General features: G+C 39.1%; 8 protein-coding genes. 6 read left to right on the forward strand and 2 right to left on the reverse strand.

Going from position 1 to position 12,894, the window contains the following annotated elements; genetic code table 11:
- Nucleotides 1-3 precede the first annotated feature (3 nt).
- Nucleotides 4-3,165, forward strand: a complete 3,162-nt coding sequence (locus TRESU_RS04575) for a FlgD immunoglobulin-like domain containing protein (protein ID WP_013701125.1) — start codon at nt 4-6, stop codon at nt 3,163-3,165.
- 116 nt (nt 3,166-3,281) lie between these two features.
- Here TRESU_RS04575 and pepF read toward each other — a convergent pair whose 3' ends face one another.
- A complete protein-coding gene (gene pepF / locus TRESU_RS04580) occupies nt 3,282-5,081 on the reverse strand; it encodes an oligoendopeptidase F (RefSeq protein WP_013701126.1) in 1,800 nt (599 codons plus the stop codon).
- A gap of 85 nt (nt 5,082-5,166) precedes the next feature.
- On the opposite strand from pepF, the gene TRESU_RS04585 reads away from it, so the two are divergent.
- The 4 genes from TRESU_RS04585 to TRESU_RS04600 all read left to right on the forward strand — a co-directional run bounded on the left by TRESU_RS04585 (nt 5,167) and on the right by TRESU_RS04600 (nt 10,889).
- Nucleotides 5,167-6,492: an SH3 domain-containing protein gene (locus TRESU_RS04585; protein WP_169309744.1), complete on the forward strand. Its 1,326-nt coding sequence runs from the start codon at nt 5,167-5,169 to the stop codon at nt 6,490-6,492.
- 72 nt (nt 6,493-6,564) lie between these two features.
- A complete protein-coding gene (abc-f, locus tag TRESU_RS04590) occupies nt 6,565-8,499 on the forward strand; it encodes a ribosomal protection-like ABC-F family protein (protein ID WP_013701128.1) in 1,935 nt (644 codons plus the stop codon).
- Between the two features lie 103 nt (nt 8,500-8,602).
- Nucleotides 8,603-9,583 (forward strand): UDP-glucose 4-epimerase GalE, encoded by a 981-nt coding sequence (gene galE, locus TRESU_RS04595; RefSeq protein ID WP_013701129.1) that lies wholly within the window; start codon nt 8,603-8,605, stop codon nt 9,581-9,583.
- 76 nt (nt 9,584-9,659) lie between these two features.
- Nucleotides 9,660-10,889 (forward strand): M20 family metallo-hydrolase, encoded by a 1,230-nt coding sequence (locus tag TRESU_RS04600; protein WP_013701130.1) that lies wholly within the window; start codon nt 9,660-9,662, stop codon nt 10,887-10,889.
- Between the two features lie 2 nt (nt 10,890-10,891).
- Here the strand turns inward: TRESU_RS04600 and TRESU_RS04605 are convergent, their stop codons facing one another.
- On the reverse strand, nt 10,892-11,689 hold the full coding sequence (locus TRESU_RS04605) for a DUF4491 family protein (RefSeq protein ID WP_013701131.1): 798 nt from the start codon (nt 11,687-11,689) through the stop codon (nt 10,892-10,894).
- A 131-nt stretch (nt 11,690-11,820) separates the two neighbouring features.
- Between TRESU_RS04605 and TRESU_RS04610 the strand changes: the two genes are divergently transcribed.
- Nucleotides 11,821-12,597, forward strand: a complete 777-nt coding sequence (locus tag TRESU_RS04610) for a hypothetical protein (protein ID WP_013701132.1) — start codon at nt 11,821-11,823, stop codon at nt 12,595-12,597.
- Nucleotides 12,598-12,894 lie beyond the last annotated feature (297 nt).

Below are 12,894 nucleotides of genomic sequence, written 5' to 3' on the forward strand. Positions count from 1 at the left end.
AAAATGAAAAAAACAACTAGAAAAATTTTTACGGCATTTGCACTTTTCTCTGCGCTCAGTTTCTCTTCTGAGCTTTTTGCCGAGCCTGGCATTGTGTATATTTCACCGAACAACGACGGAATTCAGGATACTCTTGAAGTTCCTTTGAAAATCCGCGAAAAACGCTATGTAAAAGAATGGAGCTTTGTAATCACTGATGAGGGTGGAAATGTTGTGCGCACAATCGGAAACAAAATTTCGCTTCCTTCAAAATTCACTTTTAAAACTTTTTTCAAGACGTTGATAACTCCAAAGCGCGGCGTTGATATTCCTTCAACAATTGTCTGGAACGGATTTTTGGATGACGGTTCGTTGGCGCAGGATGGAACTTATTACTATCAGTTTACGGCTTCTGATGACAATGGAAATACTGCCACAACTTCAAAACTTCCGGTTGTAGTTGACAATACTCCGCCGGAAATCAATCTTGCGAAAATTGAAGGTGCCGATAAAATTTTTGGCGAAGGAAACAAGGCTGTGTTGAAAATCAAGCAGTCTGGTTCAACTGAAAAACTGTGGACTGCAAAAATAACAGATGACCATGGAAATCTTGTCCGCTCATACAAATGGGAAGATTCTTCTCCGCTTGAAATTGAATGGAACGGAACAAACGAAAGCAAGTCCATTATGCCAGACGGAGTTTACAACTACGAAATTACTTCGACTGACTTGGCAGGAAACACTTCTGAGCAAGCAAGAATTTCAAATATAATTTTTTCTGCTGAAAAGCCTGAAACCGCAGTTTCAATAAACGGCTCAAGGTATTTTGCTCCGTCTCCAAAAGGAAGCGTGGCGGTTGCAAGAAGGACAATTAATTTTTCAGTTGCAATTCCTTCTCCATCTGCAAGCGTGAACTCTCTTACCGACTGGCAGATTTCTATTGTAGGAAAAGACGACGACAAAGTTTACTATTCAAAATCTGGAAAAACAAATCCGCCTTCTTCATTTTTATTTGATGGAAAAAATAATTCGGGTAAAGATTTGGCTGATGGCGAGTACCGCGCAAAAATAACTGCAAAGTATTTGAATGGCTATGAGCCTGCTGCTGTTTATTCTCCTGTTTTTGTTCTTGACAATGAAGCTCCAAAGGCAGCTGTTTCTCTTCCTGCAAATACAGTTTTCAATGGAAAAAATAAATTTCAGATTTCTCAGCAGCAAGTTGCGGAGCCAGCCTATACTGGAGAAAAAACTTGGACAGGAAAGATTGTTGATGAGAACAATGCCGCTGTAAAGAATTTTGACTTTGACACAGTTCTTCCTGCTTCTGTTGAATGGGATGGACTTGATGACAACGGACAGTTTGTAAAAGACGGAAAATATAAATATGTTCTTGAAGTTTCTGAACTTGCTGGAAACAGCAATTTGATGGAATCAAAAGAATTTGTGCTTGACACAAGCAAGACTGAACTTGCGCTTTCTGTAAGTTCTGCTGCATTTTCACCGAACGGAGATGGAGTTCAGGACAAAGTTGTTTTGACTCCAGTTGCAAAAGCTTCAAGTGGAATCGACTCTTATGAACTTAAGATTTTCAATGGAACGGCTGTAAGGACTTTTAAAGGCTCTGGAAAAATTCCTTCTTCATTTGTTTGGGACGGACTTGCTGACGATGGAACAAGGTGCGCAGACGGAACTTATTCTGCTGTTATAAAAACTGTCGCAAACAGCGGAACAGAAGCGGAAGCCGCAAGCCAGGAATTCATTCTTGACACAGTTGCGCCTTCAATAAAAATTTCTGCACCTTATACAATTTTTTCTCCAGATGGAATCTCAAGCCGGCAGACTATTCCTGTAAAAGTTGAAGACTGCTCTGTTGAAACAAAATGGAATGCTGAAATTCGTAATGCGAAAAATCAGGTTGTAAAAACTTTTGTCTGGAATAATTCAAAGGCTTTGGGTTTTGCATGGGACGGAACAGACGATAGCGGAAACAAAGCGGCAAATGGAATTTATTCACTTGCGGTTTCTTCAAAGGATGCGGCAGGAAATTCTGGAAGCACAACGATTGCAGGAATTTCCTTGGATGCGCGTCCGGTAACAGGATTTGTTACTGCTGAATACAAAGGCATTTCTCCTAATGCCGACGGAATTCTTGATGCCCAGAAATTTGGTATAAAAGTTTCTCTTGCTGAAGGAATTTCTTCATGGAAATTTGACATTGTTGATTCTGCCAATTCTGTTGTAAAAACATTTTCTAGCAATGACAGTGAAAATCTTCCGGCTGCAATTACTTGGGGTGGCGACACATCGGATGAAAAAATTGCTGAAGGAATATTTGTTGGAAAACTTCATGTTGAGTATACAAAAGGAAACGTTGTAGATGCGGCTTCTTCAAGCTTTATCTGCACTGCTATTCCGCCTGCGCTTTCTGTTAGAACTGCTCCAAAATATTTTAGCCCGGATAACGACGGAAATGATGATGACTTGTTCATTGAACTTGGATGCCAGACAATTGCCGGACTTAAAAATTGGAACTTTACAATCAAAGACAGAAATGGAAAATCATTCTGGAAGACAAGCGGAAAATCTTCAATTACAAAAAGAATCATTTGGGACGGTCGCGGAAACAATGGAGAAATTGTTCAGTCGGCGGAAGATTATCCTTTTGAATTTACAGCTTGCGATGAGCTTGGAATGTCAAGCGCTGTCAAAGGCGTTATAAATGTTGATGTTCTTGTTGTCCGCGATGGCGACAAACTCAAAATGCAAATCCCTTCAATTATCTTTAGAAGCAATGAAGCAGACTTTGGTGTAAGAACTGTTGATTCTAATGGAAAAATTATTAAGGCTGGAATTACACAGGCGCAGGCTGATAACAATGCCCGTGTTCTAAAGCGCGTTTCTGAAATTCTTAAAAAGTTCAAAGATTACAAAGTTACTATTGTTGGACACGCAAATAGAATTTCTGATAACTCTGCGGAAGAAACTGAGGAAGGTGTTTGGGGCAAGGCGTTGATTTCTCTTTCTGAGCAGCGCGCTGAATATGTTAAGAGCCAGCTTGTAAAATTTGGAATTAATTCTTCTCGCCTTTCTGTTGAAGGAAAGGGCGGAACAGAGCCAGTTGCAGACCGCAAGGATACAAATGTGAACTGGAAAAACCGCCGTGTAGAATTTATTCTTGAAAAGTAATTTTGATTCGCACAGAAGGGTATGTACTCGACTGTGATACCTTATGATAATAAGCGACCCCGATGCTTTGTGTCGGGATCGCTTATTTTTGCTTTTTTTTCTATGCCGCGTTTTTTTTATAGAAGTTCTTCTTCTAGCTGGTCAACAAGATCTTTGAATGTGTCAAGAGCCGCTTGAACTGGTTCTGTACTTTCCATGTTTACACCTGCGACTTTTAGGCTTTCGATTGGGTATCTTGAGCCGCCGGACTTTAAGAATTTAAAGTAGTCCTCATGTTCTTGCTTTCCTCCGTTGACAACTCTTTTTGCGAGTGCAAGAGCAGCGGAAATTCCTGTTGAATATTTATAGACATAGAATGCGTTATAGAAATGCGGAATGCGAAGTCCTTCCATGTCGCTGGATTTTTCAAATTTCATTGCAGGTCCGAAGTACTGCTCTAAAAGTTTTCTATAAATACTACGGATTGCTTCTGTGCTTAAAGGTTCGTTGTTTTCTACAGCTTCGTGGCATTTCAACTCAAACTCCGCAAACATTGTCTGACGGTGCAAAGTTGCAAGAATATCGTTCGCGCGCATAGACAAAAGATATTTTTTCATTTCATGGTCTTTTGCATTTTTAAGAAGATACTCGAACACAAGCTCTTCATTGAATGTGGATGCGACTTCGGCTTCAAAAATTGTGTATTCATAAGACATAAATGGGTTGTTGCGGACGCTGTACCATGAATGCATTGAATGACCGCCTTCATGCGCCATTGTGTAAACGTCTCGCAATGAAGTGTCTTTGTAATTTAAAAGAATGTAAGGATATCCTTCGTAGCATCCGCTTGAAAATGCTCCAGAATTTTTTCCTTTGTTTTCGAATCTGTCAACCCAGCCGCCTTTTAATCCGCCACAAAGTGTGTCTGTGTATTCGCTTCCCAAAACTGCAAGCGCGTTTCTTACAATTTCAACAGACTCGTCATAAGAAATTTTTGACTTTATAGATTTTACCAATGGAACGTAAACGTCATAGTGCCGGAGTTCTTCAACTCCAAGAACTTTTTTGCGGATTTTGTAATACCGATGCAGAGTGTCGAGATTCTTGTGAACTGTTTCTATAAGATTTTTGTAAACGCTTACTGGAACTTTGTCGCCGTAAAGAGCTGCTTCCAAAGATGAATTGTAGCCGCGCGCCCGTGCATGAAAAATGTCGTTTTTTACAGATCCTGAATATAAAGCTGCAAGTGTGTTTGCGTGGCTTTCAAATGCTCCGTAGAATTTTTCATAAGCTTCCTTGCGGATTTTTCTGTCCTGATTTTCTTCAAAGTCGCTCCAAGTGCTATGTGTGAGCGGAAGCTGTTTTCCTTCAACCTCTACAGTTCCAAAGTTCATGTCAACATCATTTAAAAGTGAAAATACATTTGATGCTGTCTGTCCGGATTCAGACTGAAGGGCCATTATGCGTTCTTCTTTTTCGCTTAAAATGTGCGGCTTGGCATGAAGTGCTTTTTGAATGTAGATTTTATAGTCTTTAAATTCCGGATGCTCTATCCAGGAATTTATTTTTTCATCTGGAATTGCAAGAAGTTCCGGTGTAAAAAAACTTGTTTCAGAGCAGGCTGCTGTGTATGCCATCATTACGCGGCTGTATTTTTCCTGTGCGGCACTGTCTCCTTGGTCAGCCTCATTGTTAAGACTTGCGTAGTGATAGACTTTTTCAATTTGACGGTCAAGAGCTTCGTCTGCTTTTAAAGCTTCAAGAAAAATGCTGCTGCTTTCCGACAGCCTTCCTTTGAATGATGAAAAATTTTTTACAAGCGAAGGAATCTTTTTTAGATCCGCTTCCCATTCTTCGTCTGTTTTATAAAGTTGTGTAAGATCCCATTTGTATTCCGCAGGGATGTCTTTTCTTAATGGAATTGTTTCGTCTTTCATGTTTTCATATTATATCAAAAATTATAAAAATTCAATTTTGCTTCCTTTGTAGAACTTTATGATAAAATCCTGTAAAATATCCGCCATGAAAAATAGAATCTTTCTTTTTGCATTTTCATTGTTCATGCTGACTTTTTCTTCATGCTCTGGAGTTATTGGCTATGGGGTTCTTTTATGGAATGTCGGCGAAAAAGAAATTCCAGACGGAACAGTTGTTCCTGTTTATTTAAAGTCAAATATTTCCAAAGTTTATGTAATCGGACTTCCTGAAACAAAAGAAAAAATTGAAGTTCCTCTATGGAAACTTTCAGTTCCAGAATCAAAATCAAAGGCATTGAAACGTGCGCAAAAGTATTCTGAATATAAAGGAAAATATGCTTTTTGCATTTTGGACGGACTTCCAATCCGCGCAGAAAAAATGAACACTTCAAAGCAGGTTTACCGTCTGCGCAAAAATGAAGTTGTTCGCACGCTTTATAAAGAAAAAGGCGTTTCTCCTACAAACGGCGGAGTTCCTCTTTCTGGTGAATGGCTTCATGTTCTTACTGACAACGGAACTGAAGGCTGGTGCTTTAGCTACAATCTTAGGCTCTTTGAAATGAACTTGGATGGAACTTACGGAATTGGATCGGAAGTTGTTGAAGCTCAAAAAGCCGATGAAACTCTTGAAAGAATTCTTTCAACTGTCTGGTATCCTGAATATTACCGAGGCATGATTTCTAAAAAGCAGATTGACTTGGATTACATTGTTCCAGTCTACGGTTTTGATTCAGGCTATGTTTCTGGCACTACAAAAATCAGCCTTCCGAATTTAAATGTAAGTTTTCCGTATTCTGAATTTGAAAAATCAGACAACGGAGACTACAAGGCAAAAGACGCTCCTGTTGAAATTGTTCCGCGGAATTCGAAATTCATAATTGTAAAATATATAGATGAAGGCGGAAAACCAAAGACTTACAATTTTGTTTCGCTTGATGAAAATATAAAAATCGAAGAAATAGTTTCTGCAGAAAAAAACAGACGGCAGGGACTTTACAAATCTATCCAAACTCTTGGACCGGATTTCAAGAGCGGAAACTACGGAACACTTTCTTTTAACGATGGGAATATTTTCAGGTGGAGCGGATTTTCTAAGCTTGTTCCGTCTGTAATTCCTTCAGGTTCAAAAGGCTTTGGAATTGTTGAAATGAAATATTTTCTTGACGGAACTTTAAAATCTTCTTGGGACGGAGTTGTTACATTCCATTTTGAAAATGCCAGCCGTGAAGTCAACTTCCTTTATAAAAAAGAAGTCAACGGACTTAGGCTTGCTTATGCGAATATAATTGAAAAATACGACGATAGTTTTGGAAGAAAATATTCTTCAGTTTCTCTTCCTGCGAATTCTATGGTTTTGTTTTTTCAAAAATAAAAATTACTGAGCTAGTTTCAGAATTCAAAAAATTTTTTCTGCTTTGAACTGGCTTATAAAAATAGGTTTTTTATGGCGTTTATTCAGTTTTCAAAAGTTTCGCTTGCATTTGGCGACAGAGATATTTTAAAGAATGTTTCTGTGAATTTGCAGGCAGGAACAAAGGCTGCTCTTACCGGCGCAAATGGAGCAGGAAAATCGACTTTGATAAAGATAATGGCTGGCATTTCAGAACCTGATTCTGGAGAACGGATTGCTCAAAAGGATGCGCGCATTGCATATCTTCCACAGAGCGGGCTTGTTCATTCAGGCTGCACTTTGAAGGAAGAAGCAGACAAGGCGTTTGACTGGGGCTACGAAATTCAAAAGAAGGCAGATACTCTTGGCGAGCTTTTAAAGTCAAATCCTGAAAACTCTGACAAGATTGCACTTGAGCATTCAGAACTTTTGGCGGAACTTGAAAACAGCGGCTGGTATCGGCGTGAAGTTCTTGCTGAACAAATTTTGCTTGGTCTTGGCTTCGAGCGCTCTGATTTTACAAAGCGCACTGAAGAATTTTCCGGCGGATGGCAGATGCGTATTGCGCTTGCAAAAGCCCTTATGTGTGGTCCTGACATTCTTCTTCTTGACGAACCTACAAATTATCTTGACATTGAAGCGCGTAACTGGCTTGAAAAATTTCTTGCGGATTTTAAAGGCGGATTTTTGCTTGTAAGCCATGACCGCTATTTTTTGGATCATACAATAAATGAAGTCTACGAGCTTTTTAATGGAACATTAAAACGTTACCCTGGAAATTTTTCACATTATGAGGAAGTTCGTAAAGTTGAACTTGAATCTCTGATTGCTTCTTATGAACAGCAGCAGCAGGAAATTCAGCATCTTGAAGAATTTATAAAACGTTTCGGCTACAAGGCGACAAAGGCGGCTCAAGCTCAAGAGCGTCAGAAGATGCTTGATAAAATCCTTGAAAACAAAATTGAAATCCCAGAGAACCTTAAAAAAATTCATTTTAGTTTTCCAGAAGCTCCTCATTCCGGCCGGCTTGTTCTTACACTGGAAAATATCTGCAAAAACTACGGCGGACCTGATATAATAAAAGATCTGAATCTTGTTGTGGAAAACGGCGAGCGTCTTGTTGTCGCAGGAAGAAATGGAGCCGGAAAATCAACCTTGCTTAGAATCATTGCAGGAATCGACCATGATTTTTCAGGAACTGTAAAACTTGGAGCTGGAGTTTCAGTCGGATATTTTAGTCAAGACAGCGCGGAAAAAATAAATGGCAGCGAAACAATTCTTGAGCGTCTGGAAAACAATGCGCCTCTTGAACTTGTTCCGAAACTCCGTGATATGCTTGGCGCGTTTTTGTTCCGTGGTGACGATGTTTTTAAAAGCATCAATGTGCTTTCTGGAGGAGAAAAATCCCGCATTGCATTGCTTGAGCTTTTGCTTCGTCCTGTGAATCTTCTTGTTCTTGATGAGCCTACGAACCATCTTGATATGCATTCAAAAGATGTCCTGCTTGAGGCTTTGAAAAGTTTTGGAGGAACAGTTGTTTTTGTAAGCCATGACCGCGGATTCATTGAAGAGCTTTCTACAAAAGTTCTGGAGCTTCATCCCGGTGTTTTCAGAGAATTTGTCGGCGACTACAAATATTATATGCAGCGCATAGAAGAAGAGCAGTCTGCGGAAGGCGAAAAAAATTCAGTCCCCGAAGCAAAAAGATCAGAGCAAAAAACTGAATCAAAACTTTCGTGGGAAGAACAGAAAAAGCGCGAGTCCGAAAAAAGAAAAATTCAAAAGGAGGCAGACAAACTTGAAGCCATGATTCTTGAGTCGGAAGAAAAAAAATCCGAACTTGAAAATCAGCTTTCTTTGCCAGAAGTTTATTCAAATGGCGAAACTGCAAAATCTGTTCAGGCTCAAATTTCAAAAATCGCTTCGGAGCTTGAAGAGCTTAATGCTCAGTGGCTTTGCGCTGCGGAAAAACTTGAGGCGTTTTCGTGATGAAAACTTTGTGCAATTTGTTGCGCATTTTTTTTTATATAAATTGAAAAATTACATTTATTGGATTATTATATTCTCAGTTTAATCCAAGGCGGAGGAGCGAATGAAAGTTTTAGTTATTGGTGGCGCTGGATATATCGGAAGCCACGTTGTAAAAGAACTCATGGCGAAAAATCATGAAGTTACGGTTTTTGACAATCTTTCAAGCGGACTTATCCAGAATCTTTTTAAGAAGAATGAATTTATTGCAGGCGATATTCTTCATCCGGAAGATTTGGACAAAGCATTTGCACGCGGATTTGATGCTTTTATTCATCTTGCTGCGTTTAAGGCTGCCGGCGAGTCTATGATTTTTCCGGAAAAATATTCAATAAACAACATAAACGGAACTTTGAATATTTTGAATGCTGCTGTTGCGCACAACTGCCTTAACATGGTTTTCTCTTCAAGCGCAGCGACTTTTGGCGAGCCTCAGTATCTTCCTATTGATGAAAATCATCCTAAGAATCCTGAAAATTACTACGGATTTACAAAGCTTAAAATTGAAGAGTTCATGGGCTGGTACGATAAGCTTAAGAATCTGAAATTTGCTGCTCTTAGATATTTTAATGCGGCAGGATATGATCCTGAAGGCGTTATTTACGGACTTGAAAGAAATCCTGCAAACCTTCTTCCTGTGATGATGGAAGTTGCCTGCGGAAAGCGCGGCAAGCTTAAAGTTTTTGGAAGCGACTATGATACACGCGACGGAACTTGCATCCGTGATTATATTCATGTAACGGATTTGGCTTCTGCTCACGTTCTTGCTTTGGAATACATTGCAAAGAACAAAAAGAGCCTTACGCTCAACCTTGGAACAGGAAAGGGAATTACTGTTACAGAAATGCTTGAAGCTACTCGCCGCATAACGGGAAAAGAAATTCCTGCTGAATATGTTGGCAGACGCGCGGGAGATCCGGCTCAACTTACAGCTTCTTCTAAACTTGCAAAAGAAGTGCTTGGATGGGAGCCAAAATATAGTGATGTTGATACTTTGATAAAGTCAACTTATGATGCTTACTTAAAGTACTACAGTGAAAATTAGTTTTTCAAAAAGCCGTCTGTTGAAACAGGCGGCTTTTTTGTTTTATAATTTTCCAAAAATATTCTAGGACACAAAAATGAATGTTGATTTTGAAAAGATAAAAAATTACATAGAAAATAACACTTGCAGCATGGTGGAGCTTGAAAAACTTTTGACTTCTATTCCTGCTCTTGCTCCTGAAAACGGCGGTGAGGGCGAAGAAAAAAAATGCGCGGCGCTTGAGAAGTGGCTTTTGTCAAACGGAATAAAAAATCTTAAGCATTATGATGCTCCAGACTCAAGAGTTCCTGCTGGATTCCGTCCGAATTTAGTCGCTGAAATTCCGGGTGAGAAAAATGATTTTTGCATTTGGGTTTGCGCGCATCTTGATGTTGTTCCTGTTGGCGAGCTTTCTATGTGGAATACAAATCCGTGGCAGGCTGTTGAAAAAGACGGAAAAATATTTGGCAGAGGAGTTGAGGACAATCAGCAGGGGCTTTGCAGCGGAGTTCTTGCGGCGTTGAGTTTTGTAAGGCAAAATATTGTTCCTGCTCATACTCTCAAGCTTCTGTTTATGGCTGATGAGGAAGTCGGCTCAAAGTATGGAATGAATTTTCTTATAGAAAACCACAAGAATATTTTTGGAGCAGATGATAGAATTCTTATTCCAGACGGCGGAGATCCTTTAGGACAGACAATCGAAGTTGCGGAAAAAAGTATTCTTTGGCTCAAGTTCCATATAATCGGAAAACAGGCGCATGGTTCTCGTCCTGATCAAGGCTGCAATGCAAAACTTGCTTCAAGCTATCTTGCTTTAAAGGTTCATGAACTTGAAAAACTTTTTAATGCGCATGACAAAATGTTTGAGCCTTCGCGTTCAACTTTTGAGCCGACGATGCAGTACCAGAATGTTTCCGGCGTGAATATAATTCCGGGCGATGATGTTTTCTGTGCAGACTGTCGTATTCTTCCGCAGTATTCACTTGACCAAGTACGCGCTGAAGTGAATAAAGTTATTCGGGAGACTGAAGAAAGTTACGGCGTAAAAATTCAAGTTGAAGAGCTTCAGGCGGAACAGTCAAAAGCAACATCTGTAGAATCCCATGTTGCAAAAGAACTTTTTGAAGCTATAAAAAATGTCCACGGAGTTGAACCTCGCTTTGTTGGCATTGGAGGCGGAACAGTTGCTTCTGGACTTCGAAATGCCGGAATTGACGCTGTTGTCTGGTCAACTATGGATGAACTTGCGCATCAGCCAAACGAATATGCAATCGTAAAAAATATCGCAAAGGATGCTCTTACAATTGCATATATGGTATGCAGGTGATTTTAAATTTCTTTTATCAAGTGAATTGCTGTCGCGGTATGTCCAGAATTTCCAAGCCGTGAAGAAAGTTCTGTAAAGCCGTTTTTCTTGTACATTGAAACTGCGCTTGAAAACTGCGGGAACGATTCAATGTAAAGTTTTTTGTAGCCTGCAAGTCTTGCGCATTCTTCGGCAAGGCTGAAAAGCTTTGTTCTGATTTTCATTCCGCGTGAATCCGGGCAAAGGTAAAATTTTACAATTTCAGCGCAATCCGCCGGAAGTCCTTCAGTTGGAAAATATCCGCAGCCGCCAAGAATTTTTCCGTTCTGTTCCGCAACAAAATATTCTGATTTTTTATTTTCGCTGAATGTTTCAAAAAGAAAATCTGTTGCCTTGTCTGAATAAACGGAATTTTCTTTTGGTGCTCCGAACTCTTCAAATATTGCGCGGATTATAGAAGACAGCTGCCCGTTGTCTTTTTTCTGAATCGGTCTGATTATTATCGCTTCTGAAATTTTTCCTTGTGCAGAAGCATTTTGACTTCTTTTTTTATTCTGTGGGAACCGTTCTTTTTGAACTCGTTTTCTCTGCTCTTTAAGTTCCCTTATGCTCCAAAGACACGCGCCTCCTATAAGTGCGCACAAAACCGAAACAATTCCGCTTGTAAAAATAGAAACTGCGCAAAATAAAATTCCTGCCGTAAGAAAAACCGGACAGATTTTTTCAGAAAAATAATATTCGCCTTTTATAACAATCGGATGAAAAATTCCAATTACAAAAAATGATGCAAACGCAATGATTATTCCGTAAAAATTCAACATACACTTATTTTATTTAATAGATGCGTAAATGTAAAACATTAAAATTTTACAAAAGCTCTTGATGAATCCCGGGTAAGATAGAGATTGCTCTTTGTTGAGCGGCATTGCTATTAATTCTTGGAGGAATTGTTATGAAGAAGTTTTTAAGAATTTCAATTTGTGTGTTTATCACGTTGTCTATGTTCTGTGGATGCAAGGCTGATGGTGCTCTTGATGATGAAAAATTGTCTGACTTGGTAAATTCTGAAAATGGTAGTAATGAAGAAAAAACAGGAATAAATTGCCTTTCAGTATACAACTCGCCAAGCGGAAATGGAATTCAGCTTATGTTTTCAAATTTGCCGGACGGATGTAATGGCGCGGATATTATGTATAAATCGGAAAATGATGAATATTGGAAGACAACAGCTTGGATTGATTTAAGTGGCAATAACAGACTTGTTTATTTTCCTTTTGTTGATGAAGGAAAAATATACAGTTTCTATGCGAATCTTAATCATAATGAAACTGGAAAAGAATCTGTGCGCCTTGGGTATTCATCTGTTGTTGAAATTGTGGCTAAGGCTGAAAATTTGCTTGGTGAAATAAAAATATTAAGCAATCCTTATATTGAAAAAAAATATGAAAACGGAATTCTTAGCTTTGATAAAATTTCAGTCAAAAATCCAGATTGTCTGGGTGATGTTATTTGTGAAGTTTTTGATGGAAGATGGGGCTGGCAGGGAGAGTATAAAGGCGAATTTGCAGATGATTCTGTTTCTTTTGATTTTTCTGATGCGAATTTGAGATTTTTTGACAATCGAGACTTTTCCTATGATAAAAATGGAAGATATAATTTCAATGTATATTTTTTTGATAAATCAAGGCGGCGAAACGGTACGTTTGTTTTTTTACCACACAGTTTATAATTCTGAACCAGGATATGGAAAAAAAGGTGCAAATGATTATTATACCTATAAGTAATCTCTATAAAAAAACAAAAAAAATATAAAAAAAAGCGGTTTCAAGGTGTTGACACATCCGTGTGATATGCGGTATATTAATGTCCACCTGCGGCGGCAAGCCGCAAGCTTTTTGAAAGGCATTTATCAGGGATGGACAGCAAAAGCAAGAAACGCTTGTAGGAGAGCAGTTTTGTCGGTGTGTGTTATAGGCGGTCAGATTCGAGAAGATGAGAGGGCCTTTTGAGGCTCTGCGTGTTTATG

Origin of the sequence: Treponema succinifaciens DSM 2489 (genome assembly GCF_000195275.1) — a bacterium.
Classification (GTDB): Bacteria; Spirochaetota; Spirochaetia; order Treponematales; family Treponemataceae; genus Treponema_D; species Treponema_D succinifaciens.